The 26,448-nt window shown below is 63.2% G+C and carries 23 protein-coding genes and 1 riboswitch; of the genes, 9 read left to right on the top strand and 14 right to left on the bottom strand.

Features of this window, described 5'->3' with window-relative positions; all coding sequences use genetic code 11:
• Positions 1 to 78 precede the first annotated feature (78 nt).
• From NKJ75_RS15480 to thiB, 4 genes are all read right to left on the bottom strand, one after another.
• A complete protein-coding gene (locus NKJ75_RS15480; RefSeq protein ID WP_245260366.1) occupies positions 79 to 1,485 on the bottom strand; it encodes a M48 family metalloprotease in 1,407 nt (468 codons plus the stop codon).
• A gap of 331 nt (positions 1,486 to 1,816) precedes the next feature.
• Positions 1,817 to 2,581: a thiamine ABC transporter ATP-binding protein gene (gene thiQ / locus NKJ75_RS15485; protein ID WP_023835385.1), complete on the bottom strand. Its 765-nt coding sequence runs from the start codon at positions 2,579 to 2,581 to the stop codon at positions 1,817 to 1,819.
• On the bottom strand, positions 2,578 to 4,176 hold the full coding sequence (gene thiP, locus NKJ75_RS15490; RefSeq protein WP_023737346.1) for a thiamine/thiamine pyrophosphate ABC transporter permease: 1,599 nt from the start codon (positions 4,174 to 4,176) through the stop codon (positions 2,578 to 2,580). Before thiP ends, thiQ begins: the two co-directional genes overlap by 4 nt.
• Positions 4,177 to 4,396: 220 nt before the next feature.
• A complete protein-coding gene (gene thiB, locus NKJ75_RS15495; RefSeq protein WP_023737345.1) occupies positions 4,397 to 5,404 on the bottom strand; it encodes a thiamine ABC transporter substrate binding subunit in 1,008 nt (335 codons plus the stop codon).
• A 43-nt stretch (positions 5,405 to 5,447) separates the two neighbouring features.
• Positions 5,448 to 5,562, bottom strand: a riboswitch (TPP riboswitch).
• A 162-nt stretch (positions 5,563 to 5,724) separates the two neighbouring features.
• On the opposite strand from thiB, the gene NKJ75_RS15500 reads away from it, so the two are divergent.
• From NKJ75_RS15500 to NKJ75_RS15515, 4 genes are read left to right on the top strand one after another with little or no spacing between them, the layout of a single operon-like run.
• On the top strand, positions 5,725 to 6,384 hold the full coding sequence (locus NKJ75_RS15500) for a thiamine diphosphokinase (protein WP_023690494.1): 660 nt from the start codon (positions 5,725 to 5,727) through the stop codon (positions 6,382 to 6,384).
• A 1-nt stretch (position 6,385) separates the two neighbouring features.
• Positions 6,386 to 8,206 (top strand): ABC-F family ATP-binding cassette domain-containing protein, encoded by a 1,821-nt coding sequence (locus tag NKJ75_RS15505; protein ID WP_023690493.1) that lies wholly within the window; start codon positions 6,386 to 6,388, stop codon positions 8,204 to 8,206.
• A gap of 55 nt (positions 8,207 to 8,261) precedes the next feature.
• Positions 8,262 to 8,504, top strand: coding sequence for a type II toxin-antitoxin system CcdA family antitoxin (locus NKJ75_RS15510; RefSeq protein WP_023693600.1), 243 nt, complete (start codon positions 8,262 to 8,264; stop codon positions 8,502 to 8,504).
• Positions 8,504 to 8,803, top strand: coding sequence for a CcdB family protein (locus NKJ75_RS15515; protein WP_023673676.1), 300 nt, complete (start codon positions 8,504 to 8,506; stop codon positions 8,801 to 8,803). The genes NKJ75_RS15510 and NKJ75_RS15515 overlap by 1 nt, the downstream gene beginning before the upstream one ends.
• A gap of 26 nt (positions 8,804 to 8,829) precedes the next feature.
• Here the strand turns inward: NKJ75_RS15515 and NKJ75_RS15520 are convergent, their stop codons facing one another.
• Complete coding sequence (locus NKJ75_RS15520; RefSeq protein WP_286440138.1) at positions 8,830 to 10,470, bottom strand: hypothetical protein; 1,641 nt, start codon at positions 10,468 to 10,470, stop codon at positions 8,830 to 8,832.
• A 75-nt stretch (positions 10,471 to 10,545) separates the two neighbouring features.
• A complete protein-coding gene (locus tag NKJ75_RS15525) occupies positions 10,546 to 11,844 on the bottom strand; it encodes an adenylosuccinate synthase (RefSeq protein WP_023684197.1) in 1,299 nt (432 codons plus the stop codon).
• A gap of 208 nt (positions 11,845 to 12,052) precedes the next feature.
• Between NKJ75_RS15525 and NKJ75_RS15530 the strand changes: the two genes are divergently transcribed.
• Both NKJ75_RS15530 and NKJ75_RS15535 read left to right on the top strand, forming a co-directional pair.
• Positions 12,053 to 12,958 carry a DMT family transporter gene (locus tag NKJ75_RS15530; RefSeq protein ID WP_352499911.1) on the top strand — a complete coding sequence of 302 codons (906 nt, stop codon included), beginning with the start codon at positions 12,053 to 12,055 and terminating at the stop codon, positions 12,956 to 12,958.
• A 105-nt stretch (positions 12,959 to 13,063) separates the two neighbouring features.
• Complete coding sequence (locus NKJ75_RS15535; protein WP_023747277.1) at positions 13,064 to 13,528, top strand: DUF2231 domain-containing protein; 465 nt, start codon at positions 13,064 to 13,066, stop codon at positions 13,526 to 13,528.
• 64 nt (positions 13,529 to 13,592) lie between these two features.
• Here NKJ75_RS15535 and serA read toward each other — a convergent pair whose 3' ends face one another.
• The 5 genes from serA to glmM form a co-directional block, all read right to left on the bottom strand.
• Positions 13,593 to 15,194, bottom strand: coding sequence for a phosphoglycerate dehydrogenase (gene serA / locus NKJ75_RS15540; protein WP_352499912.1), 1,602 nt, complete (start codon positions 15,192 to 15,194; stop codon positions 13,593 to 13,595).
• 58 nt (positions 15,195 to 15,252) lie between these two features.
• Positions 15,253 to 16,428, bottom strand: a complete 1,176-nt coding sequence (locus NKJ75_RS15545) for a phosphoserine transaminase (RefSeq protein WP_023737853.1) — start codon at positions 16,426 to 16,428, stop codon at positions 15,253 to 15,255.
• 201 nt (positions 16,429 to 16,629) lie between these two features.
• Positions 16,630 to 17,400, bottom strand: a complete 771-nt coding sequence (locus tag NKJ75_RS15550; RefSeq protein ID WP_352499913.1) for an outer membrane protein — start codon at positions 17,398 to 17,400, stop codon at positions 16,630 to 16,632.
• Between the two features lie 229 nt (positions 17,401 to 17,629).
• Entirely contained in the window at positions 17,630 to 18,445 is an 816-nt protein-coding gene (locus tag NKJ75_RS15555; protein ID WP_023684191.1) for an outer membrane protein, read from the bottom strand.
• Between the two features lie 251 nt (positions 18,446 to 18,696).
• Positions 18,697 to 20,049, bottom strand: coding sequence for a phosphoglucosamine mutase (glmM, locus tag NKJ75_RS15560; protein ID WP_023704880.1), 1,353 nt, complete (start codon positions 20,047 to 20,049; stop codon positions 18,697 to 18,699).
• Positions 20,050 to 20,392: 343 nt separating this feature from the next.
• Here glmM and NKJ75_RS15565 point away from each other — a divergent pair, with 343 nt between their 5' ends.
• The gene (locus NKJ75_RS15565) at positions 20,393 to 21,394 is read left to right on the top strand and encodes a hypothetical protein (RefSeq protein WP_352499914.1); all 1,002 of its coding nucleotides are present in this window, start codon (positions 20,393 to 20,395) and stop codon (positions 21,392 to 21,394) included.
• A gap of 241 nt (positions 21,395 to 21,635) precedes the next feature.
• Positions 21,636 to 22,088: a hypothetical protein gene (locus tag NKJ75_RS15570; RefSeq protein ID WP_023834647.1), complete on the top strand. Its 453-nt coding sequence runs from the start codon at positions 21,636 to 21,638 to the stop codon at positions 22,086 to 22,088.
• Positions 22,089 to 22,161: 73 nt separating this feature from the next.
• Here NKJ75_RS15570 and NKJ75_RS15575 read toward each other — a convergent pair whose 3' ends face one another.
• Both NKJ75_RS15575 and NKJ75_RS15580 read right to left on the bottom strand, forming a co-directional pair.
• On the bottom strand, positions 22,162 to 23,037 hold the full coding sequence (locus NKJ75_RS15575; RefSeq protein ID WP_023834646.1) for an NAD(P)-dependent oxidoreductase: 876 nt from the start codon (positions 23,035 to 23,037) through the stop codon (positions 22,162 to 22,164).
• A gap of 27 nt (positions 23,038 to 23,064) precedes the next feature.
• Entirely contained in the window at positions 23,065 to 23,829 is a 765-nt protein-coding gene (locus NKJ75_RS15580; RefSeq protein ID WP_023834645.1) for an SDR family oxidoreductase, read from the bottom strand.
• Between the two features lie 215 nt (positions 23,830 to 24,044).
• Between NKJ75_RS15580 and NKJ75_RS15585 the strand changes: the two genes are divergently transcribed.
• Positions 24,045 to 24,383, top strand: a complete 339-nt coding sequence (locus NKJ75_RS15585; RefSeq protein WP_023673597.1) for a winged helix-turn-helix transcriptional regulator — start codon at positions 24,045 to 24,047, stop codon at positions 24,381 to 24,383.
• A 66-nt stretch (positions 24,384 to 24,449) separates the two neighbouring features.
• Here NKJ75_RS15585 and ftsH read toward each other — a convergent pair whose 3' ends face one another.
• Entirely contained in the window at positions 24,450 to 26,375 is a 1,926-nt protein-coding gene (gene ftsH / locus NKJ75_RS15590; protein ID WP_023673598.1) for an ATP-dependent zinc metalloprotease FtsH, read from the bottom strand.
• Between the last annotated feature and the right edge of the window lie 73 nt (positions 26,376 to 26,448).

Below are 26,448 nucleotides of genomic sequence, written 5' to 3' on the forward strand. Positions count from 1 at the left end.
TACCGCCCCGAGTTATCTCAGAAAAGTTATCTCAGAAAAAAGCACTACGAAGGCTGGGGTTTCTGACGAAGACCGGCGCTATCTGTCCGTGACGATCTTGACCTTGTCGCCGGCCGAAACCGAGGCGCCCGGCGACATCGCGTTGAGCACGCGGAACAGATCGAGCTTGCGGTCGACGCCGACCATCTGCGCCGAAAGTGTGCCCATCGTCTGCCCGGCCTGTACCGTGACGACGCGGATATGCAGCGGCTTCAGTGCCGCTTTCTCGGCGGGGCTGAGCACGCGGAACGAACCGCTGACCGAGCGTGCCACCGGATCGAGTGTCGTGCTGGCCGAGGGGGCCGCTGTCAAAAGCCGGTAGACTTGGCCGCCGGCGCGGATCACCGCAATGTCGAACTGCCAGCCATCGGCGCCGGCGTGCGCTGTCGCCGCCTCGTTGCCGTCGATCGTCTCCTGGCGCACACTGGTCTCGTCGAGACCGGCCACCCAGCCGCTTCTGATGTAGTCGGTCAGCGCACGATCCTTGTCGATCGACACACCGTCGAAGCGGATCGCCATGTCGCCGGGACCGGTCGCCGTCACCGCCGCCGCCGAATTGTCGATGATGAAGCCGTCGGGCACCGTGAACGAAACGCCGAGGCCCGGATGCAGGAAGGTCTGGCCGCGCACATAGCCCTCTTCCGGCGTGTCGCCATAGAGCAGGCCGTCTATCCCGGCCAGGAAGGAATCGCGGTCGCGGGTGCCGATGCCCGGCGCGCCGAACTGGCGGGCGTGGCGCTGCGCCAGATCAATTCGCTGCGGCGTGTTGGGGTGCGTAGCCAGGAAGTCGAGGCTGGCGTCGGTGGCGCCGCTGATCGAGCGGAAATCGGTATAGGCCGACATCGACTGCAGGAAACGCCCGGCGGCATAGGGATCGTAACCCGCCTCGCCGATCGATTTGATGCCGATCGCGTCTGCCTCCAGCTCCTGGTTGCGCGAGAACTGCGCCAGCCTCAGCTTGCCGCGGATCAATGCCTGCTTGGCGGTCGGACTGTCGCCCAGCACATCGGAGACCACCTTGGTCGCCAGGCCTTCCTCGGCCTCGAGCTGCTGTCGCTGCAGACCGTGATTGGCGGTGACGTGGCCCATCTCATGCGCGATGACGGCGGCGAGTTCGGCCGAATCATTGGCCAGCGCCAGCAGGCCGCGGGTGACGTAGAGATAGCCGCCCGGCAGCGCGAAAGCGTTGACGTTTGGCGAATTGAGGATGGTGATGCGATAGGTCTGGGTCGGATTGGCCGACACCACGGTCAGGCTGCCGACAACCTTGGCCACCATGCGCTCGAGCTTGGGATCGGAATATTCGCCGCCATAGGTGGCAAGGATGCGCGGATGCTGTGCCTTCGCCAGTTCGGCAAGCTTGCTGTTGGCGGCGACATTGTCGACCGTGATCGGCTTGTCGGAAGGCTGGAAGCCAGATTCCTGCACTTCGGGAGGCGTGAACATCTGGCAGCTGGCCAGCGCCACGGCAAGGCCGGCCAGCGCGAGGAAGCGCACCAGCGGTCTGCGTTTCAAAGTGTCAGTGCCGGTCGGCAGCACGGCGTTCCTTCAGCTCTCGGCGCATGATTTGGACCGGGGTCCGCGCCAGCGAAAAATCGGTTTTCGTTGGCAATCCTGCACACATCAAAAAACCTACAGCGTTTACGCATCCGGCCGGATGCGGCGCTGTAGGGGGCAAATCACGGCTCGTGCCGGACCAGTACTAAGCGGACCTAGCCACATCAGCTGGACCATGGCAAGCAAGCGCCACATCACCTGTAGCCGGTTTGGTCGTAAATTATGTCCGCTTCCGGGCAATATCGCGTGATCCGCCCGAACTTGCGCCGATATAGCGCCGAAACGCTTCAGGGCCAGTGCCGTCGAAAAAATCGGCGGCAGGTCCCGTCGCGGCAACCCTGCCATTGTCCAGAAAAACCATCTGCTCGCCGATACGGCGAGCGTCTTCCGGCTGATGCGTGACGAACAGCACCGTCATCGCCCGCTCGGCATGAACGCCGGCCACCAGGTCGAGCATGTCGTCGCGCAGTGCTGGCCCGAGCGAAGCGAACGGCTCGTCGAGCAGCAGCACTGGCCGGTCGCGCACCAGAACGCGGGCGAGCGCTACGCGCTGCCTTTCGCCGCCGGAGAGTTCGCGCGGCAGGCGCATCTCCTTGCCGGCCAGGCCGACGCGGTCAAGCGCCTCGGCGATTGCGGCGCGATCGGCGTCGGTCAGGTTGAGCGATGGCGAGCGGCCGAGCCCGACATTCTTCTCCACCGAGAGATGAGCAAACAGATTGTTTTCCTGGAATACCATCGACACCGGCCGCGCCGAAGGCGGCTCGGCGCCGACATCGGCGCCGCCGATCAGCACACGACCGGACTCCGGCGTCTCGAAACCAGCCACCAGATTGAGCAAGGTCGATTTGCCCGAACCACTTGCCCCCATGATGGCGGTGATCTTAGATGTATGGAATTCGACATCGAACAGGAATGACGTTTCGCCATAGCTGAACGAGACCTTGTCCAGCCGGACAGTCGTGCCTTTCTCCACAGCGGACGTCACGATCTCTCTCCCCGTCCCAGCCAGTCTGCCGCGACCACCAATGCAAGGCAGACCGCCCCGAGCAGCAAAGCCAGCCCGGCAGCATCGGCCGTGCGATAGCTGCCCATGCGCGCCAGCAGGAGATAGGGCAAGGTCTGTACCGAATCGCTGCCGAACAGCGCGATGACGCCGAGATCGCCGAGCGACAGTGCCATGGCGAAGGCAAAGCCGGTGGCCAGCGGCCGCCGGAGCGATGGCCAGTCGACCAGAAGCAGCCGGTTCCAGCCCGCAATGCCGAGCTGCGCGCACAGCTTTTCGTGGCGCTCGCTCGCCGCATCATAGGCCGGGCGCATCGCGCGGATGGCAAAGGGCATCGCCATCACCGCATTGACGATGACGACCATGACCGGCGCGATGGCAAAGACATCGCTGACCGTGCGCAGCAGGAGAAACCAGCCGGCGCCGATGACAATGGGCGGCACGACGAGGACGAAGCCGGCGCCGGTGTCGGTGGCATGTTCGAGCAATGAACGGGCACTGGACCGGCGGCGCAGCGACAGTGCCCGCCGAGCCATGATCAGCGACAGCGACAGCGCCACCGAAAGTAGCGCCGCCGAGAGGGCGAGACCGGCGCTGGTCAGGGTCGCCTGACGCACGGCACTCTCGCCCGCCAGCCGGCCGAGATCGGCGCCGAGGCCGGACGCGACGGTGGCCGCCATTGGTCCGGCGACGAACAGCAAGGCGAGCACGATCAGGACGGCGTTGAACGCTGTTTCTGCTTTGCCGGCCAAGTGATAGCGGCGCGGCGCGACAGGCAAATTGGCGTCGCCGGTCACATTGGCGCCGAGCCGCGTCAGCGCCAGCATGACGGCGAAAGTCAGCGCGATCTGTAGCACCGTCAGCGTCACCGCTCGCGCCGGATCGAAGTCGAAACGCAGCGCCTGATAGATGGCGACTTCCAGCGTCGTCGCCGCCGGCCCGCCGCCGAGGATCAGGACGATGGTGAAGGAGGTGATGCAAAGCATGAAGACAAGCCCGGCGACGCCCGGCAGCGCGGCGCGCAGCACCGGCCACTCGATCAGCCGGAAGGCTGGCCTCGCCCCCATGCCGAGCTGGCTCGCCAGCCGCCATTGATCGGCCGGCACCGTTCCCAGCGCTTCGAGGAACAGCCGGGTGGCCAGCGGCAGGTTGAAGAAGACGTGGGCGACGAGGATGCCCGACAGCCCATAGATGTCGGGCCAGCTCTGGCCACCGATCGCGGCGAAATAACCGGCGCGGCCATAGAGCGCCAGTATTCCCAGCGCTCCGACAATTGCCGGCAAGGCAAGGGGCACAGTGAATAGCTGCAGGATGAAGCCGCGTCCGAAGAAGCGCGGATGCCGCGACAGCGCCCGGGCGACGAAGAGCGCCGGTACGGCGGAAAGCAGAGTCGAGAGCGCAGCCTGCCAGAGCGTGAAGCGGACAACGCGCAGGAGATAGAGGTCAAAGGCGGACGCGGCGCCGGAAAGGTCGTGCGCGCCTTCGCGGATAAGGCCGGCGAAGGCGCCACCGATCAGCAGCGCGATTGCCGCAAGCGCGACAATGCCGGCCGTGATGCGGGGGTCAGAGCGTTGCACTCTTTACCGGGCGTCGCGTTCCTTCGCGCCCCCCTCTGTCCTGCCGGACATCTCCCCCACGAGGGGGGAGATTGGCGGTTTTAGCGCTCCGCTCATTCCTGCAGCTTCGGAGATTGGCGAAAGTCAACGTAAAGGCCAATCTCCCCCCTCGTGGGGGAGATGTCCGGCAGGACAGAGGGGGGCGCCGTAGAGCACTCATCTTTTGACTATACAGCCAAATCTACTTGCTCATCACCGCCAGCCATTCATCCACCCAGGCCTTGCGATTTGCCGCGACCTCTTCCGGGCTGAACAGCAAGGTCTTCGCCGGCTTGACCAGCCTATCAAAAGCCGGATTGAGCGGCTTGTCGGTTTTCCCGGCCGGGAACATCCAGTTGGTCTCCGGAATGACATCCTGGAATTTCGGCCCGGTCATGAAGGCCAGGAACTTCGCCGCCAGCGGATTCTTCGCGCCCGTGGTGGTGATGCCGGCGACCTCGATCTGCAGATACTCGCCTTCCTCGAACGAGGCCGCCTGGTAGCGCCCGGTGTTCTCCGCCACCATGTGGTAGGCCGGCGACGTCGTATAGGAAAGCACCATCGGCGCCTCGCCCTTGGTGAACAGGCCGTAGGCCTCGCTCCAGCCCGGCGTCACCGTCAGCACTTTGCCCTTGAGTTTCGCCCAGGCTTCCGGCGCCTTGTCGCCATAGACCGACTTAACCCACAGCAGCAGGCCAAGGCCCGGCGTCGACGTCCTCGGATCCTGGATGACGATCTTGTCGGCGGCATCGCCCTCGACCAATTCCTTCAGGCTCTTCGGTGGGTTCTTCAGCTTCTCGGTGTCGTAGACGACGGCGAAATAGCCATAATCGTAGGGCACGAAAGTGTCGTCGCTCCAGCCGCCCGGCACGTTGTTTTCAGCCACCGCGCCATGTGGGACAAACAGGCCGGAAGCCTTGGCTTCCGCGGTGAGGTTGGTGTCGAGGCCAAGCACGATATCGGCTTTGGTCGACGCACCTTCGAGCTTGACGCGATTGAGCAGCGCGACGCCGTCGGCCACCGAGACGAAGTCGACGCTGCAGCCACACTCGGCCTCGAATTCCTTCTTCACCTGGGGGCCTGGACCCCAGTCGGCAGTGAAACTCTCATAGGTATAGATCGTGAGTTTTTCCTGCGCGCACGCAGGGCTTGCCAGTAGCGAAACAGCAAGCCCAAGCGCTGGGACAAGACGGGACAAAAAAATGCGCATCGGCGCCTCCTTCATTCGTGTTGAAAGGAATTGAGGCGTCGGGCTGTCCGAAGCGTCTAATCCCTCCGCCGGTACAAACCGGATCAGGTTCAGCGGGTTGGCGAGACTGCCTCTCAGCCGGTCCGCGAAGATCGCGTCCGGCACCCCGTTAGAGCGTTTCGACACATAGGCCCGGCCAAGGTGCCACGCAAGTGGAAGTTTGCCCGAGCGTGATCCCGGAAAGTGGAATCCGTTTCCGGAAAAAGATCATGCTCCAACAAAGAGTGACGGTGCCGCTCGGCCTTCCGTTTCGTCGGCGGGGCTGGTAAGGGCCAGCGGATATGAGCACATTCACCATCCTGCTTGGCGGCGATCTCGTCCGCACGCCGCGGCTCGACCGCCAGGTCGCGGGCACGCGCGTCATCGCCGCCGACGCCGGCATCGATCATGCCCGCCTGCTCGGCGTGATGCCGGAGCTGTGGGTCGGCGATTTCGATTCCGTGCCGGCGGACCTGCCTGCCGATCTCGCCGCCGTGCCGCGGGAGGTGTTTCCTCCCGAAAAGGACAAGACCGATGGCGAACTGGCGATCGCGGCGGCATTGGAACGCGGCGCCACCAGCCTGGTGCTGGCCGGCGCTTTCGGCGGCAAGCGCGCCGACCACGCCTTCCTCCATCTGGCGCTCAGCCTGCGGCTGGCCGAGGCCGGCACAAAATTGCTGTTGACCAGCGGAGCGCAGGAAGGCGCCCCTCTGCTGCCTGGCAAGGCCGGCTTCGACTATGCCGACGGAACGCTGTTTTCGGTGCTCGGCTTTTCCGATCTTTCGGGCCTCACCGTGTCCGGCGCGAAGTGGCCGCTCGACCATGTCGAGGTCGTGTTCGGCTCGTCGCTGACCATCTCGAACGAGGTCAAGTCCAACACGACCGGGGGCGGCCTCGAAATCGCGCTCGGCCATGGCCGCGCGCTGCTGCTCGCCCACCCCTACCCCTTGCCTGAAAGCTGACATGGCCCCGCCCCTTCTCAACCTCGACGGCATAAGACTGACCTTTGGCGGCACGCCGCTGCTCGATGGCGCCGAACTGACGGCGTCCGCCGGTGACAAGATCGCGCTCGTCGGCCGCAACGGCTCCGGCAAGTCGACGCTCCTGAAGATTGCTGCTGGTCTGATCGAGCCGCAAGACGGCGAGGTCTTCCGCCAGCCTTCGGCAACGGTGCGCTATCTCCCGCAAATGCCCGACATGGACGGCTTTGCCAATGTGCGCGCCTATGTCGAGGCCGGGCTTGGGCCTGCCGACGATCCCTACCGCGCCACATATCTGATGGAGCATCTCGGCCTCGCCGGCACGGAGAACCCCAACGATCTCTCCGGCGGCGAGGCGCGCCGCGCAGCACTTGCCCGCGTCATGGCGCCCGAACCCGATATTCTGCTGCTTGATGAGCCGACGAACCATCTCGATTTGTCGGTCATCGAATGGCTGGAAGAAGAGCTTGTCCGGACGTCTTCGGCGCTGATCGTCATCTCGCACGACCGTCGCTTCCTCGAACGCGTCTCGCGCGCCACTGTCTGGCTCGACCGTGGCCAGACCCGCCGCCTCGACAAGGGCTTTGGCCATTTCGAGGAATGGCGCGACCTTGTGCTGGAAGAGGAAGAGCGCGAACAGCACAAGCTCGGCCGCCAGATCGTGCGCGAGGAGCATTGGCTGCGCTATGGCGTGACGGCTCGCCGCAAACGCAACATGCGCCGCCTGGGCGAACTGCAGACCATGCGCCAGCGTTTTCGCGGCCATCGCGGCGCCGAGGGCTCGGCGACCATGGTGGCCAGCGACGCCGCCGAATCCGGCAAGCTGGTGATCGAGGCCAAGAACATCGAGAAGAGTTTTGGCGACCTGACCGTGGTCAAGGGCTTCTCGACCCGCATCCAGCGCGGCGATCGCGTCGGCCTTGTCGGGCCGAACGGCGCCGGCAAGACGACGCTGTTGAAGATGCTCACCGGCGAGATGAAGCCCGATGCCGGCTCGGTGCGGCTCGGCACCAATCTGGAAATCGCCACGCTCGACCAGAAGCGCGAGGCGGTCGATCCGGCCGAGACCCTGGCGCAGTATCTCACGGACGGGCGCGGCGAAAACCTCGTCATCAATGGCGAGCAGCGCCATGTCGTGTCCTACATGAAGGATTTCCTGTTCAAGCCGGAACAGGCGCGCACCCCGGTGCGCGAGCTGTCCGGCGGCGAACGGGCGCGGCTGCTCCTGGCGCGTGTTCTGGCGCGGCCGGCCAACCTTCTGGTGCTCGACGAGCCGACCAACGATCTCGACATGGAGACGCTGGAACTGTTGCAGGAACTTGTCGCCGGCTTTGCCGGCACGGTCATCCTGGTCAGCCACGACCGCGACTTCCTCGACCGCACCGTCACCAGCATCATCGCCCCGGACGGAGGCGGCCGCTGGATCGAATATGCCGGTGGCTATTCCGACATGCTGGCGCAGCGCGGCGGCACCCGGCTCGACGACCGCAAGGCGCGCGCCAAGGCCGAAGCCAGCGATGCGCCGGCGCCGGGCAAGAGCGAGCCGGCAGCGCCAAAAGGGCCGTCGAAGAAACTGTCGTTCAAGCAGAAATTCGCCCTGGAATCGCTGCCCAAGAAGATCGAGGCGGTAATGGCCTCGATCTCGCGTTTGGAAAACAACATCGCCGATCCCGCCTATTACGAGCGCGACCCGGCCTCGTTCCAAAAGACCATCGCCGCCCTCGACAAGGAACGCGCCACGCTGGCCGCACTCGAGGAAGAGTGGCTGGAACTGGAAATGCTGCGTGAGGAGATGGAGGGGTAGCATTGCCTGCGGTCTTTTATGCGCGTATATTGTGCGCATGAAAGGAGGCATCTCCGTGCTTCAATCGACGCCAAAAACTCAGCGGACCTCTGTCAACACGTCCATTGACTCTCAGTTGATCAAGGACGCCAAAGCGTTGGGCATCAACATCTCCCGCGCTGCCGAAGCAGGGATCGCGAAAGCGATTGCGGCGGAGAAAACGCGTCGATGGCAAGAAGAAAACAGGGAAGCCATCGAAAGCTCCAACGAATATGTCCGAAAGAACGGACTGCCATTGGCTAAACACCGGCCGTTCTGATGGCGCGTTACGATTTCTATCGGAGTACCGAGAGCGACGGTTATCTTCTCGACGTGCAGTCAGATATGCTTGAAGGGCTGAGCACGAGGGTGGTCGTTCCTTTGATGCCGCCCGAGATTGCCCCGCTTCCTGGCCGCCGCCTGAACCCGACCTTCGCTATAAACGGCAAAGATCTTGTGATGGTCACACAGTTTGTGTCGGCCTTCAGCGCGTCCGAATTGCGGATGCCAGAGGGAAACCTTTCTAGACATCACGACGACATCGTCGCCGCCCTCGACATGCTGTTCCAGGGCTTCTGAGCGAAGGCAGCCGCTACTGCCGCCCGTCAACCTGCCGTCTTGGCCTGCCAGGCCTTCAGCGCCTCGTCGAACACCTTCTCGCCCGGAATGCCCTTTTCCATGGTCAGCAGCGCCCGGCGTCCGGTCTTGTAGACCACCGGCACGTCGATCCAGTCCTGGCCTCGAAGCAAGGTCATATTGGCGTCCTCGTCGGCCTTGGTGTCGTTGAGCGCCACCAGGAAGAAGCCGTCGGCGATCTTGGCCGGAATGCCGATCAGCGGGCTGCCGGCATCCTGTTCCGAACTCTTCATGGCGACGCGCAGGATGTTGTCGACGCCACCGCCGTCAAAGCCCTCGGGCGTCAGGAAGATCATCTCGATGATGTGGCTGGCCGGCAGCGTCTGGTCGGTATTGCGGCGGATGGTCATGCGCAGCTGGATGTCCTTGCCGGGAATGGTCGCCTCGGCGCGGATCGCCGGCTCGGGCGGCAGGTCGCCGCCGGGCGATTCCTGCACCAGCGACCAGACGATGCTGCCGGGTTCGGCCGAACCTTGCGCGGTCGAGGTGCGTTCCTCGTAGAAGATCGCCTTCTGGCCGACCGCAACGGTCGGCGCGGGAGCGGCGGCCGCCGGCGCAGCGGGCGGCGTGGCGGCGGCATCAGCCGGTGCTGCCCCATTGGCCGGCGGTGCGACGCCATCGGCGGGCGGCGTTGCCGGTGGCGTGGCGGAAGCGTCGGGCGCCGGCGTGGCGGGCGCGCCCGTGGCTGCGGCGTCGCCGGCCGGCGGGGTCGCAGGCGCTGGAGCCGCAGGTGGCGCTGGAGCCGGGGGGGGCGGTGTGGTCAGCGCGGCGACGGACTCGCCCTCGCCGATGCCGCTTTGACCGGCCGCGGGACCGGGGTCGGTTTCACCGCCTTCGGGCGACAGGCGCTGGGTGAACTTCGTTCCCTCGCCGGCAGCGGCCGGTGCCGGTGCATCGGCCGCGGGCTTGGCCGGCGCCGGCTTTACCAGCGGTTCGGTCGAGACCGTCTTGGTGTCGCCGCCGAGGCCCAGCATCGAGCCAAAGGCATCCTTGTTCAGCCAGATGCCATAGCCGCCGCCGGCGACCACTAGAAGCGCGACGACAGCCGCGATCAACCCGCCATAGCTGCGCCTGCGCTCGGCTGGGCGCAGGCGCTGGAACGTGTCCGCGACCGGCTGCTCGTCATTGGCGAACACATCGGCGCTGTCGTCGTCGGCGTCCAGCTCCACGGCTTGCTTGTCGATGGTTTCTGCACGCGCCGCAGGCGACGGCGGTGTCGGCGCGGGCCTCTGCCAGCTCGGCTCTGTCCTGGCGGTCGGCGCCGGCTGCACCGGTTTCGCCGGCTGCCAGGCCGGCGCAGGCGTGGCGGAAGGCTTTACATGACTGGACTGGTTCTTGTTGCGGTCGATGGAGGAGAAGATGTGCTCCAGCTCCGCCAGCGGATCGGATGCCGGCACCGCCCTGGCATAGTCGCGCTCGACGCTCGAGATGGCATCTTCCAGGGATCGCTTCTGCGTGCTTATGGCTTCCGTGGCCAGCGGCGGCGAATACTCCGCAAGCTTCTTCGCCAGCATGGTACGAACGCTTTCATAGATCCGCGTACGCTTTTCGGGCGTTTCGTCGCCGTGCTTGTCGAGCGCCTTTTTCAGAATAGCAACGAAATCTGCCATGCTTCAGTCGACCTGTATTTGTTTCCGCGCCGGCCCCCGCAAATCGGCCGCGATGCCCGGAAAGGCTTCAGAAAACTAGTCTTGAAACGGATCGGTCACAAGTATCGTGTCGTCCCGTTCCGGGCTGGTGGAAAGGAGCGCGACGGGTGCGCCGATCAGCTCCTCGATGTAACGGACGTATTTAACGGCCTGCGCCGGAAGGTCGTTCCAGCTGCGCGCGCCGGCGGTGGTGCCTTTCCAGCCTTCGAGCGTCTCGTAGACCGGCTCGACACGCGCCTGCGCGCCCTGGCTGGCCGGCAGATAGTCGATCGTTTCGCCGTCGAGACGGTAGCCGGTGCAAACCTTGATCTCATCCAGCCCGTCGAGCACGTCGAGCTTGGTCAGGGCGATGCCCTTGATACCGTTGACGGCGACGGCCTGGCGCACCAGCACGGCGTCGAACCAGCCGCAACGGCGTTTGCGCCCGGTGACGACGCCGAATTCGTGGCCACGCGTACCGAGAAATTCGCCGATCTCGTTCTTCTGCTCGGTCGGGAACGGGCCTTCGCCGACACGCGTCGTATAGGCCTTGGTGATGCCCAGGACATAGCCGATGGCGCCGGGGCCCACCCCCGAGCCGGCGGCTGCCTGGCCGGCAACGGTGTTGGACGAGGTGACGAACGGATATGTGCCGTGGTCGATGTCGAGCAGCGTGCCTTGCGCGCCCTCGAACAGGATGCGTTCGCCGGCGCGGCGCTTGTCGTCGAGGATTTTCCAGACGCGGTCCATATAGGGCAGGATCTCATCGGCGACCGAGGTCAGCTCGGTCATGATCGCCTCATGCGTGACTTCGCCATGGCCAAGCCCGCGACGCAGCGCATTGTGATGCGTCAGCAGCCTGTCGACCTTGAGGGGCAGCGTTTCCAAATCCGCCAGATCCATCACCCGAACCGCGCGCCGGCCCACCTTGTCCTCATAGGCGGGGCCGATGCCACGACGCGTCGTGCCAATTTTCGTCCCGGAATTGGAGGCGGCGTCCTCGCGGAATCCGTCCAGCTCCCGGTGCAGCGACAGGATAAGCGCGGTGTTTTCGGCTATTTTCAGGCGGTCCGGCGTGACCTCGACGCCTTGCGCCTTGAGTTTTGCCACTTCCGCGACAAAGGCGTGCGGGTCGAAGACGACGCCATTGCCGATGATCGACAGCTTGCCTTGCCGCACCACGCCCGACGGCAGCAGCGACAGTTTGTAGACCTTGCCGTCGACGACCAGCGTATGGCCGGCATTGTGGCCGCCCTGGAAGCGCACGACCACGTCGGCGCGCTCCGACAACCAGTCGACGATCTTGCCCTTGCCTTCGTCGCCCCATTGCGAGCCGACGACCACCACATTGGCCATGTTTCTTTTCCCTTGAGATGCCGCCCTGGCGGCCTGGATATGGTTCGAAACGACAGGCCTCTATAGCGTCAAGACCTCGCAAGCGCGACCTTTCTTTGCCGTCGAAAATGCCCTGAGGCACAACAATTTTCGGCTTTGACATCATTTACTTGCGTCGGCGGGGGCAATAGGCCGGCAAACACAACTTCCCAGGCGGCCGGAATCCCGCATGCATCGACGCGCCTACCTGTTCCTGCTGCTGACCACCTTGCTGTGGGGCGGCAATTCCGTCGCCGGCAAGCTGGCGGTCGGTCACGTCTCGCCGATGACGCTGGTCTTCCTGCGCTGGGTGCTGGCCGTCGCGATCCTGCTGCCGATCGGCTGGCGCACGATCAGGGAGGACTGGCCGGTGGTGCGCAAACACTGGTTCGTCCTGGCTGCACTTGGCGCCAGCGGCTTCACTCTATTCAACACCATTTTCTACACCGCGCTCAACTACACGACGGCGATCAATGTCTCGATCGAACAGGCGGCGATGCCGGTCTTGATCATCATTGCCAATTTCTTCTTCTTCCGCCTGCGCGTGAGCTGGGCGCAGATTGCGGGCGTGGTGCTGACCATCTTCGGCGTCATCTTGACTGCCTGCCACGGCGATCCGCGCCGGCTGCTCACATTGGAACTCAATTTCGGCGACGCCATCATGCTGGTCGCGGTCGTCCTCTACAGCGGTTATTCGGTCGGGCTGCGGCTGAAGCCGGTGATGCGCTGGCAGAGCCTGATGTTGTCCCTGGCGATCGCTGCCCTCATCACCTCGCTGCCGTTCTTCCTGTGGGAGGTCGCCGCCGGCAAGGTTATCGTCCCCGATATCAGCGGCTGGGTGGTCATCGTCTATACCGCGATCGGCGCTTCGGTCATTTCGCAGATCACTTACATCAGGGGCAACGAACTGATCGGCGCCAACCGTGCCGGGCTGTTCATCAATCTGGTGCCGATCTTCGGCACGCTGCTGTCAGTGCTGATCGTCGGCGAGACATTCCAGCTCTACCAGGCGCTGGCGCTTGCCCTGGTGCTGGGCGGCATTTCGCTCGCCGAATACAGCGGGCGCAAGATGTCGGCACCGAACCGCTGCGGATGACATTTGGCCGCTGCCGCGCTGCGCCGCCGTCGCGATAACTGCTGCCGCGCGCCGACCTGGAACATTTTACCTCTGGCGGAGTTTGCTTGCGTGGGAGGCAACAAGATGAGCCATAACCCTCGCAGCACAGCAAGCATTGCCGGTCACCCCATTCATCCAATGCTGATTCCGTTTCCGATCGCCTTCTTTGTCGGCACCTTCGTTTGCGATCTGATTTTCTGGCAAACAGCCGATCCCGGGTGGGTCAGCGGATCGCTTTGGCTTCTCGGCGCCGGCCTGATCATGGGCGCCTTGGCCGCTCTTACCGGCCTGACGGATGTCCTCGGCGATGTTCAGATCCGCAATCTCACGACGGCATGGCTCCATGCCGGCGGCAACGTGCTCGTCGTGCTGATCGAGCTTTATAACTGGTACTCGCGTTATGTCGGTGGAGCGGCGGCCGTGATTCCGACCGGCTTTATCTTGTCGCTGATCGTGGTTCTGGTCCTGCTGTTTACAGGCTGGAAGGGCTGGGAATTGGTCTATCGGCATCGCGTGGGCGTCTCCGACGGCTCAGACGAATTGACCTGAACCGGCCTCTGCGACGGCCGCCCCAACGATGGGGGGAGGACCGCCGCATCCGCCACGCCGTCAACTACATTGCGTTGATGTCGAACTGCAGCCGCTTGGCCGAGTCGATGGACTTGTGCGCCTTGACCTGTTCCAGCACTTTTTCCGGGAACGGCGCGTCGAGATAGAGCAGCGCAATCGCGTCGCCGCCCGGCCGGTTGCGGCCGAGCTGGAAGTTGGCGATGTTGACGCCGTTCTCGCCGCACACCGTGCCGAGCAGGCCGATAATGCCGGGCGCGTCGGCATTGGTTGTGTAGAGCATGTGCTGGCCGACCTCGGCGTCGAGATTGATGCCCTTGATCTGGATGAAGCGCGGCTTGCCGTCGGAGAAGCAGGTGCCGGCGATCGAGCGCGTCATGTGCTCGGTCTTCACCGTCAGCTTGATGTAGCCGTCGAACACGCCCGACTTGTCGCGCTTGACCTCGGCGACGATGATGCCGCGCTCCTTCACCATGATCGGCGCCGACACCATATTGACGTCGGCGACCTGCGGCCGGATCAGTCCGGCAAGCGTGGCACTGATCAAGGCACGCGTGTTCATCGTCGCGGTCGAGCCGTCGAACAGGATCTCGACCTCGTTGATCGGGTCCTCGGTGACCTGGCCGACAAAGGCGCCGAGCACTTCGGCGAGCTTGACGAACGGCTTTAGCCGCGGTGCTTCCTCGGCCGTGATCGAGGGCATGTTGATGGCATTCGAAACCGCACCCTTGATCAGATAGTCGGCCATCTGCTCGGCCACCTGGAGCGCGACATTTTCCTGCGCTTCCGCTGTCGAGGCGCCGAGATGCGGCGTTGCCACCACATTCTCCATGCCGAACAGCGCGTTGTTTTCCGCCGGTTCGACCTCGAACACATCGACGCCGGCGCCCGCCACCTTGCCGCTCTTCAGCGCCGCGACCAGGTCGGCTTCGACGATGAGCCCGCCACGCGCGCAATTGATGATGCGCACGCCGTTCTTCATTTTGGCGATCGCCGCCGCGTCGATGATGTTGCGCGTCTTGTCGGTCAGCGGCGTGTGCAGCGTGATGAAATCGGCGCGGGCGAAAAGCTCGTCCAGCTCGACCTTGTCGACGCCGAGTTCCTCGGCGCGCTTGTCCGACAGGAACGGATCGAAGGCGACGACATGCATCTTCAGGCCGACGCCGCGCGTGGCAACGATCGAGCCGATATTGCCGCAGCCGATGACGCCCAGCGTCTTGCCGGTGATCTCGACGCCCATGAAGCGGTTCTTTTCCCATTTGCCGGCATGGGTCGAGGCATTGGCCTCCGGGATCTGCCGGGCGAGTGCAAAGATCATCGCCACCGCATGTTCGGCCGTGGTGATCGAATTGCCGAAGGGCGTGTTCATCACGATGATGCCCTTGCGGCTCGCCGCGGGGATGTCGACATTGTCGACACCGATGCCGGCGCGGCCGACGACCTTGAGTCTTGTCGCTGCGTTGATCAGTTTTTCCGTGACCTTGGTCGCCGAGCGGATGGCAAGGCCATCATACTGGCCGATGACTTCGAGCAGCTTTTCCTTGTCCTTGCCGAGATCGGGCAAATAGTCGACCTCGATACCGCGGTCCTTGAATATCTGGACGGCGGTGGTGGAGAGTTTGTCAGAGACGAGAACGCGGGGCGCCATGGCGGCCTCCTTGAACTGGATTGTCGGGAAAGGGCGGCCCGCAGGCCACCACGAAATCTCAGGCTGCGGCCTTCAGCGAAGCCTTCTGCGTGGCGAAGGCCCAGTCGAGCCAAGGCAGCAGCGCTTCGAGATCGGAGGTCTCGACGGTGGCGCCGCACCAGATGCGCAGACCGGGAGGTGCGTCACGATAGGAGCCGATGTCGTACGCGACGCCTTCCTTGTCGAGCACAGAGACGATCGCCTTGGCGAAAGCCGCTTGCCCGTTGGCGTCGAGCGCCGCGACATCGGCGTCGGTGAAGGACAGACATACGGACGTGTTGGACCGTGTCGCCGCATCGACCGCGAGATGGCCGAGCCAGGACGACTTGTCGACAAAGCCATCGAGCACGGCGGCATTGGCATCGGCTCTGGCAATCAACGCATCGAGACCGCCGATCGACTTCGCCCAATGAAGCGCATCGAGATAGTCCTCGACGCACAGCATCGACGGCGTGTTGATGGTCTCGCCGTTGAAGATGCCTTCGATCAGCTTGCCGCCCGAGGTCAGGCGGAAGATTTTCGGCAGCGGCCACGCCGGCTTGTAGGTTTCCAGTCGCTCGACGGCGCGAGGCGACAGGATCAGCATGCCGTGTGCGCCCTCGCCGCCCAGCACTTTCTGCCAGGAGAAGGTGACGACGTCGAGCTTCTGGAAATCGAGCTTTTGCGCGAATGCCGCTGAGGTGGCATCGCAGATGGTCAGGCCCTTGCGATCCGCCGGTATGAAATCGCCATTCGGCACGCGCACGCCTGAGGTCGTGCCGTTCCAGGTGAAGACCACATCGCGGTCGAAATCGATCTTGGTGAGATCCGGCAGTTCGCCATAGCCTGCCTCGACCTTTCTGATATCGGCGAGCTTCAGCTGCTTGACGACATCGGTCACCCAGCCCGAGCCAAAGCTTTCCCATGCCACCATGTCGACACCGCGTTCACCGAGCAGCGACCACAGCGCCATCTCGACAGCACCCGTGTCCGACGCCGGCACGATGCCGATACGGTAATCGGCCGGAACCTGGAGAATCTCGCGCGTCAACTCGATGGCCTGTTCGAGCTTGGTCTTGCCGATCTTGGCGCGGTGCGAACGGCCGAGCGCAGCATTCTTCAGCGCCTCGACCGACCAGCCGGGGCGTTTTGCGCAGGGACCTGAGGAGAAATTGGGGTTTGCCGGACGGAGTCCGGGCTTCGTATGCGTCGTCATCGTGGTCTATCCTTCCAGATAGTGGCCCCTCGTTGGGGAGGGGTGGCCCACGGACGGCGATATGCGTTCAGCCCTCAGGCGTCAAGAGGAAAGTTTTTGTCGCTGGCGGGATACCGGCGATACGGGATCAGCATGTCGTGGGCTAAAACGCAAACAGCGGATCGAAGAGATCCGCCGTTGGGCTTCCGAACAGCAAGCTTCCTACCAGAGGTCGTAGCGCAGGCCGAGCTTGACCTGATGATTGCTGATGCCCTTGCGGATCGGATAGGAGGTCAGGCTCTCGGCCGTGACATATTCGGCATCCGGCGCGGAGAAGTACTGGTAGCCGAGATCTACAGAAACATTCTTGGTCACCTGATAGGCCAGGCCCGCATCCAGCGTGTAGGCGAGGGAATACTGGGTCTTGTTGTCGTTCCGGACGAAATCATCCGTAGGGTCGACATTGTCGGTGAGGTAACTCGCCGACAGCTTGTATTTGCTCCGGACCAGCCCAATGCCGGCGCCGAGGTAGGGCGTGATCCCGACATAAGTGCCGAGATCGACATAGCCATTGACCATGCCCGACAGGGAATAATTTTGCAGCGATGCCGACGCGATGGTCGCACCACCCGGCGGCGGCGTCGCCGAATCGTCAAAGCCGACGCCGATCTTGTTGCCGGGCAGATAGCCAAGATTGACGTCGCCGCGCAGATAGTCGTTGAAGTGGTAGCCGAAGCCGATGCTGGCAAAGGCCGGATCCTGCTTCTCGCTGAAGCTCGCGGGGGCGAAGGTGAAATCCTGATCCTCGTAGCTCTTCTGCGCCAGATAAGAGACGTCGCCGCGCAGATACCAGCCCGAGCCGACCTCGACCGGTTGATAGTCCGGCGCCTGATCGACATAGATCGGCGGATCGTAGTCCGCGGCCTGCGCCGGCGTCAGCGGCACAAGGACGAGTGCGGCGAGCGCCGGCGCTGTCAGCGATTTGAAATTCATGGGTCCCCGGCTCCTGAAATTGGCGCCCGTCATTTTGATCGCAAGCGCCGTTTCACCAAGCATTGTTAACCATAGTGGTTAAGTCAGGGTTAAGGATAACGCGGCGTACCGAATTGATTTCGATTGGGTTTCTTCGGCACACGCGGCCGGTTGAAAACGCGCAAACATCGGCAAACGAAAACCGCCCGGCAAGACCGGGCGGTTCGCGAATTCCTAGATTTCGAAGCGACTACTTGGTGTAGATCGGCTCCGGCTCTGGAACGTAGGGCTCCGGCGATGTGCAACCATTATTGCCGCCGAACTGATAGCGCAGACCGCCTCGTACCTCATGTGTGTTGATGCCATGGTCGAAGCCGGGCCCGGAACTGCTCACGTCGAAGTCGAACATGCGGCCCCCCTCAATGTGAGAGTAGCGATAGCCGGCATCCAGGATCACCCTGTCGGTAAGGCAATAGGACGCGCCGGCCATGAGCGCGTAGGCAAAGCGCCAATTCTTCGACCCGGGGTTGGTCTCGGTTGTGTTCGGGTCGTGGACGGTATCCCATTTGACGTGCGCGCCGCCGATGCCAGCGCCAACATAAGGCGTGATGCCGTGCCAGGTGCCGATATCGTAATAGGCGTTGGCCAAGAGCAGCAATGCGCTCATTTTCGACACTTCGACGGAGGTCGTAACGCCATCGTTGGTTGATCCGTTGAAGTCCGAAGCGAACCAATAGTCGGCTGTCAGGTCGGTACGGAAATGATCGTTGATCTTGTAGCCAATGCCGGCGCCGAGTGAGAAGCCGCCCTTAAGCTCGCCGGAATCGAAAACATTGCTGCCGGGAGGCGGCCCGTAGGTGATATAGTCGATGCCGCGCAAATCCGATTTATGATAGTCGATGTCGCCGCGGATGTACCAGCCGCCGAAATCGGCCGGCTGCTCGTAGGCGATCGGCGCCGGCGCCTCTTCGACCACCGGCGGCTCCGCCAGATCGGCGGCGAATACTGGCCCGGCCACACCTGCGAACAGCGCGGCAAGGAGGGCCTTTTTTGCTGTATTGAACATGTTTGTCACCCCTGAGAACCGTCGGGAAAGTCCAACTTGCCCGAATGTGATTGACCTCAGTTGTGGATAATGAAGTGGAAAAGTTAAAAGGCGTTTAACCCTGTCGATTAACCACGAATTCTCGACATTTTAGCAAACAGTCTCCGCCGGCATAACGCTGGGACCAACCCTGGCCGAAACAAAAAGCCCGCCTGCAGGCGGGCTTGAAGTCTTGAGCCGGCAGTTCGCCCCTGCCGTTGGAGGCAGCGCAATCAGGCGGCGCTGCGCGTTTCCGAAATGATGTCGACGATGTCGTTGACCACGGCCTCGACCAGCTGTGGGTCGTCGCCCTCGGCCATGACGCGGATCAGCGGCTCGGTGCCGGAGGGCCGTATGACCAGGCGGCCGGCCTTGCCAAGACGGTTGCGCGCATCTTCGATCGCCGCCTTGACCAAGGCTTCTTCAAGCGGCTTGCCGCCGGCGATGCGGACATTCTTCAACAGCTGCGGCACCGGCTCGAATTTCTTCGACAATTCGCTAACCGGCCGGTTCTGCCGCTTGATGCAGGCCAGCACCTGCAGCGCCGAGACCAGCCCGTCGCCAGTGGTCGAGAAATCGGACAGCACAATGTGGCCCGACTGCTCGCCGCCGACATTCAACCCATGCGCGCGCATATGCTCAACGACATAGCGGTCGCCGACCTTGGTGCGATGCAGCTGCAACTTCATGTCGCCAAGGAAGCGTTCGAGGCCGAGATTGGACATCACCGTCGAGACGACGCCGCCGCCGGCCAGTCGCCCGCTCTGGTGCCAGGACTCGGCGATCAGCGCCATGATCTGGTCACCGTCGACGATGGTGCCGTTCTCGTCGACGATGACGACACGGTCGGCATCACCGTCGAGTGCGATGCCGATATCGGCGCGCACTTCATGCACCTTCTTCTGCAGGCCGGCCGGATGGGTCGAGCCGCATTCCTTGTTGATGTTAAAACCGTTCGGATCGACATTGATGGCAATGACCTCGGCGCCCAGTTCCCAAAGTGCGGCAGGCGCCACCTTGTAGGCTGCGCCATTGGCGCAATCGACGACGATCCTGAGACCCGACAGCGACATCGAGCGCGGCAGCGTGCGCTTGGCGAATTCGATGTAGCGGTCATGCACGCCGTCGACGCGCTTGGCGCGGCCGAGCCCGTCGGAATCGGCGAGCGCCAGTTCGATATCCTTGTCGAGCATGCTCTCGATGCGCTCCTCGATCTCGTCGGAGAGCTTGTAGCCATCGGGACCGAACAGCTTGATGCCGTTGTCGTAATAAGGGTTGTGCGAGGCCGAGATCATGACGCCGATATCGGCGCGCAGCGAGCGCACCAGCATGGCGACCGCCGGTGTCGGGATCGGGCCGAGCAGGAACACATCCATGCCGGCCGCGCACAGGCCGGACACCATGGCGTTTTCGATCATGTAGCCGGACAGCCTGGTGTCCTTGCCGAGCACGACGCGGTGGCGATGGCTGCCGCGCTGGAACGACAGGCCGGCGGCCATGCCGACCCGCATCGCAATCTCAGCCGTCATTGGAAACTTGTTGGCGCGCCCGCGAATGCCGTCGGTGCCAAAATAACGTCCTGCCATGCTTGCCAGAATCCCCGTCGGTTTTCAGCCGGCTCGTAATGCCACAATTGGTCCGAGCCCGACTATCACATTGTGTGATTGTATATTACCAATTCTTAGAAAATCATTGTAGCAGGCTGTTCGGAGCGTTGGCAGCGTATCATGACACGGTGTTGCCGCAATATAGCATTCACACTGGGCCACACTGCGCAGATTGGGCCGGTAAGCCGGACTGTTGGAGGGGCAGATCGCAAGGGTCCATCACCTTATCGGGAGAACGCCGTTTAGCATCTGGCGCAGCCTAGCGTTGAGAGCTATTGATTGACACAGGTACAACCTATGGGCGCAGCAACGGGAGAACGCCATGCTCATCCACCGACTTGCAACTTTGACGGGTCTTGCCGTCGCAACCTTGTTCATGGCGGCGCCCGCCAACGCGCTGACCATGGCCCAGTGTAGTACCAAGTATAATGCCGCCAAGGACGCCGGCACGCTGAACGGGCAGACCTGGAATCAGTATCGGAAGGCCGAGTGCGGCACCGACGCGGCGGCCACCACCGAGACCGCAAAGCCGGCGGCCAAGAAGGCCGCTGCGGCCAAGACGGACACGACCAAGGCCGCCGCTGCTGATGACGGCGCCAAGGGTCTGACGGCCAAGGAATGCAGCGCTAAGTACCAGGCTGCCAAGGCCGCCGGTACGCTCAATGGCGCAAAGTGGAACGACTTCCGCAAGACCGAATGCGCCGCCGGCGCATCCGCCTCGGCAGAACCGGCCAAGGCCACGACCAAGGCCGCAGCCACAACCGACGATGGCGCCAAGGGCCTGACGGCCAAGGAATGCAGCACCAAATACCAGGCGGCAAAGGCCGCCGGCACGCTGAACGGCGTGAAGTGGAACGACTTCCGCAAGACCGAATGCGCCGCCGGGGCCTCGGCCGCGGCAGCACCCGCCAAGGCAACCACCAAGGCAGCTGCCGACAGCAGCGGCAAGGGCCTGAGCATGGCCGATTGCAGCGCCAAGTACCAGGCTGCCAAGTCTGCCAATACTCTGGGCGGCAAGAAGTGGAACGACTTCCGCAAGGCCGAATGCGGCGCAGGCGTAGATGACGACGACACCGTGCCCGCTCCGAGCGAGGCGACCTATACCAGCGAGCCCGAGAAGCCCTCGGTCACCGCTCCCAAGGGCGTGAAGTTCCCGGCCGCGATCTCGAAGAAATACGCCGGCGAGACGCCGGCCAAGGGCCGCATGCACACCTGCCTCGAGCTCTACTACGCCAATAAGGACGCCAACACGCTGAATGGCCTGCGCTGGATCCAGAAGGGCGGCGGCTTCTACAGCCTCTGCAATGCCAAGCTGAAGAGCTGATCGCGTAGCCATATTCTCCAGACAGAGGCCCGCGCATCGCAGCATGCGCGGGCCTTTTTATTGCGCTCGAACACACCCGGCGTTGATCGACGTCTACATATCGCGGAAGCTGTCGGCATCATCTATTCGCCCACACTGCCCACCCCAGACATATCGGTGGTTCGCAAAGATTCCAATTGAACATATGCAGAACAAATGGTATACAAAAGGACATCGAACTTTTGTCAACCAGGAGGGTCTTATGTCCAGATTGAAATTGGCGGCATTGGCTGTGACGGCATGGATTGCGTGGAGCGTCACCCCTGCAAGCGCACTGACAATGAAGGAATGCGGCGAGGCTTATCGCACAGCCAAGGAAGGCGGCACTCTGAACGGCATGGATTGGACCGCTTTCCGCACCGAGAAGTGTGCGACGTCAGCTGCGGAGAGTGCCAGTACGGATGCGGTCAAAACCCAGCCGCAGCCGAAGAAGGAAACCAGCGCGGCGGTCGCCCCCGTTGTAGCGCCGACGGGCGTGACATTCCCGACCACCCTCGCCGCCGAATTCAAGACCGAGAAGCCCTCGAAGGCGCGTATGAAGACCTGCCTGCAGGGCTACCACGGCAACAAGGACGCGGGTACGTTGAACGGCCTTCGCTGGATCCAGAAGGGCGGCGGCTATTACAGCCTCTGCAACGCCAAGCTGAAGAGCTGATCGACCAGCAGCGTTTGAAGATCGAAGGCCCCCAACCGCAAGGTTGGCGGGCCTTCTCTTGGGTCTTGCCCCGTCAAGCGCCTTGTTTCGAGAGTTGGAGCAGTGCGACCAGTCTTGTAAGATCGGCATTGGCCTGGCCAGCAGCCACCCCGCGCTTCATCAGGCTTTGCATCGGCAAGACGAGTTCGGTGCTGACATCAGCCGACCTGCTGGCATCGATGAGATTGACGTAGGCATCAGCCTGCATGCCCAGGTTGGAAACGACATTGCTGGTGTGATCGCCACTGTCGATCTGTTCCGCCCATTTCGGCAGCAGGCCTTGCATCGACTGAAGCCAGGAGGCCAGCAGCGGCATGAACTCGCCGGCAGGGATTCCTGCTGCGCCCGTCAATGCCAACGCTTGCAGAACGCCCGCGAACATGCCGTACATGCCGGTCAGAAGCGAAATATCATAGAGCGGCGCGAGGCCTGGATCCTCACCGAGATATTTGCTGGTGCCGAGCGCTCCGAGCTGCCCCGAACAGGCATCGAACGCCTGGCGCGAACCGCTGTAGAGAATCAAGGCGTGCGGCCCGCCCACCATCGGCGGCACCGCCATGATGCCGCCGTCGATATAGCTGGCGCCCTGGCTCACCGCCCAGCCCGACATCGCCCGCGCCTGCTCGGGGGTGCCGTTGGTGAGATTGACCAATGTGCGGCCCGACAGCGCGGCTCGGCTTGGGCCGAGCACCTCACCAACGGTGTCATAGACAAGCAGGCACGCCACGATCAGTGGACTCGATCTGACGGCTTCCTCGACACTCTTGGCCACAATGGCGCCCGTGGCTGCCAAAGCCTCAGCCCTTGCCGGAGAACGGTTCCACACCGTCACCGCATGTCCCTGGTTCAGAAAGGCTTCGGCAAGCGCCGTGCCCATGGCGCCGAGACCGATTACTGTTATATCGCTCATTCTGCTTCTCCTCGGTTTGTTGCGCGGTTACGCCGGTGTCGGGCTCAGGTCCTGGCCAAGGCCACCGTCCACGGTCAGCCGCGCGCCCGTGGTGAAGGTCGCGTCGAACGCCAGGAACAGCACTGCGCGCGCCACCTCCTCCATTGTGCCGTGGCGCTTCATCGGCGTGACCGCGTCGCCGATCGCCATGAAGGCGGCCCGCTCCTCGGCCGAGGCGTCGGCCACACCCATCGTCGGCGTATCGATGAAACCAGGGCTGACCACATTCACGCGGATCCGGCGCGGCAGAAGCTCGGCGGCCAGGACCTTGGCGAAGGCGCGCAGTGCCGCCTTCGATCCGGAATAGACGCTCATGCCGCCGGTGCCGGATTCGTCGGTGATCGACGAGGTGAAGACTATCGCGCCACCATCCCTGATGAGGGGCAGCAGGCGCTGCGCGGTGAAGAAAGCGCCTTTGGTGTTGATGTCGAAGGTGCGATCGTAACTGTCCTCGGTGACCCGCTCCACGGGTTCGAGATTGGCCACCCCGGCATTGACGTGAAGGAAGTCGATGTGGCCAAGCTTCTGCCCCACTTCGGCACCGAGCGTGACGATATCGGCCATGTCTGAGATATCGGACCGCACGACATGAGCTCGCGAAAGCAGCTTGGCTCGCGCGGCCTCGATGTTGCGCTGGTCGCGGCCGGTGACCAGGACCTCGGCGCCGCTTTCGATCAGGGCTTCGGCAACGGCGAGCCCCATGCCGTGCGTCCCGCCGATGACAACGGCCTTCTTGTTTGCGTATCGTGTCATGATCCATCCCTTTTTGACAAAATCCGGCCGCCGACGGCCTTTGCAGGTCGAAGCGAGGTACCGATATGATGTTGTGGTGTTCGCCGATGCCGGCGAGCTGGTTTGAAGCTATGGACCGGCTTGGTTTTTCTCAAGTACCGACAAAAATGTAAGCTACCCACCGATTGCTCAGAATTGGATGAAACATGGGAAAGAAACAGCCAGATAGTTGCGGATTGGGGCCGGCGCTGGAGGTCATCAGCGGCAAATGGAAGGCGCTACTGCTCTGGCAGATTCACAAGGCGCCGGCACGATTCGGTGAGCTGAAGCGGCTGGTGCCTGACATCAGCGAAAAGATGCTGATCCAACAGCTGCGCGAAATGGAGGCCGACGGCATCGTCCATCGCGAAATCTTTCCCGAGGTGCCGCCGAGGGTCGAATACTCGATTACCGAATTCGGCATCGAGCTGGACAATGCCCTGATCCCGCTGGCCAGATGGGGCAAGCAACATGCTGGCCGGACTGACGGTGTGCGCCCCGGCAAAGCAAATGCATCCGTCCCGCATGCTCTTTGAGAGACCCTGAATAGCAAAACGCCGCGGATTGAGCCGCGGCGTTTTCTTGCATCAAGTGATGTCAGCTCAGCTCGATGGCTGAGGCTCCATGCCGCCTTCGGGCTCGGGACCCTTCTTGCGGCGGCCGGACTTCGGCACAGCCGAGCCGCGGCTTGTGGGGGTATCATCCCCCAAATCTCGCGCGGGCTTCTGCCCGGCGATCAGCTGCTTGATCTCTTCGCCCGAAAGCGTCTCGTATTCGAGCAGGCCCTGCGCCAGAGCGATCCATTCCTTCTTCTTCTTGGTCAGAATGGATTTGGCCGTGACATAGGCCTCGTCGATCAGGCGGCGTACTTCGGCGTCGATGATCTGCGCAGTCTCTTCCGAGACGTTCTGCGTGCGCGCCACCGAATGGCCGAGGAAAACCTCTTCCTGGTTGTCGCCATAGGCGACGTGGCCGAGCTTGTCGGAGAAGCCCCAGCGCGTGACCATGGCGCGCGCCAGTTTGGTCGCCTGCTCGATGTCCGAGGAGGCGCCCGAGGTGATGTTCTCCTTGCCGAACTTGAACTCCTCGGCAACGCGGCCGCCCATCATGATGGCAAGCCGCGAGATCATGTATTTGTAGCTCATCGAATAGCGGTCGCCTTCCGGCAGCTGCATGACCATGCCGAGCGCGCGGCCGCGCGGGATGATGGTCGCCTTGTGCAGCGGATCGGCCGACGGCACGTTGAGCGCCAGGATGGCATGGCCGGCCTCGTGATAGGCCGTGAGCTCCTTTTCGGCCTGGGTCATGGCCGACGAGCGGCGCTCGGCGCCCATCATGATCTTGTCCTTGGCGTCCTCGAACTCGGCCATGGTGACAAGGCGCTTGTTGCGGCGCGCCGCCATCAGAGCGGATTCGTTGACCAGGTTCATCAGGTCGGCACCCGAGAAGCCCGGCGTGCCGCGCGCGATCACCTTGAGGTCGACATTCGGCGCCAGCGGCACGTTGCGCACATGCACCTTCAGGATCTTCTCGCGGCCGACGATGTCGGGGTTCGGCACCACCACCTGGCGGTCGAAACGGCCCGGACGCAACAGCGCCGGGTCGAGCACGTCGGGCCGGTTGGTAGCGGCGATCAGGATGATGCTCTCGTTGGACTCGAAGCCGTCCATCTCGACCAGCAGCTGGTTCAGCGTCTGTTCGCGCTCGTCATTGCCGCCGCCGAGGCCGGCGCCGCGATGGCGGCCGACGGCGTCGATTTCGTCGATGAAGATGATGCAGGGAGCATTCTTCTTGGCCTGGTCGAACATGTCGCGGACACGGCTTGCGCCGACGCCGACGAACATCTCGACGAAGTCGGAACCCGAAATGGTGAAGAACGGCACATTCGCTTCGCCGGCGACGGAGCGGGCGAGCAGCGTCTTGCCGGTGCCGGGAGGTCCGACCAGAAGCACGCCGCGCGGGATCTTGCCGCCGAGGCGCTGGAACTTCTGCGGATCGCGCAGGAACTCGACGATCTCTTCCAGATCTTCCTTGGCCTCGTCGACGCCGGCGACATCCTGGAAGGTGACGCGGCCATGCGCCTCAGTGAGAAGCTTGGCCTTCGACTTGCCGAAACCCATGGCGCGGCCGGAGCCGGACTGCATCTGGCGCATGAAGAATATCCACACGCCAAGGATCAGGATCATCGGCAGGTAGGAGATCAGATAGCTGAACAGCGAGTTGGAACCGTCCGACTCAGGCCGCGCATTGATGGTGACGTTCTTGTCCTGCAGCCGCGAGACCAGCTGCGGATCGCCAGGCGAATAGGTCTGGAAGCCATTGGCGTTGTCGGCGTAGGTGCCCGTGATGCGGGCGCCGGCGATGACCACCGTCTTGACCCGGCCGGCCGCGACCTCTTGCAGGAACTGCGAATAGGGAACGTCGGTCGAGGCCCCGCGAGTCTGCGGCGTCTGGAACAGATTGAAGAGAGCAATGAGCAGGACCGCTATGATCGCCCAGAGCGCGAGATTGCGATAATTCGGATTCATCAATTGTCCCGTTGGTGCCCGCTGGGACACGCGTCATGAGAGGAAACTTGCGCCTAACATAGGGAGAGCGCCC

The organism is Mesorhizobium sp. M0058, from assembly GCF_040323095.1.
In the GTDB taxonomy this organism is placed as follows: Bacteria; Pseudomonadota; Alphaproteobacteria; order Rhizobiales; family Rhizobiaceae; genus Mesorhizobium.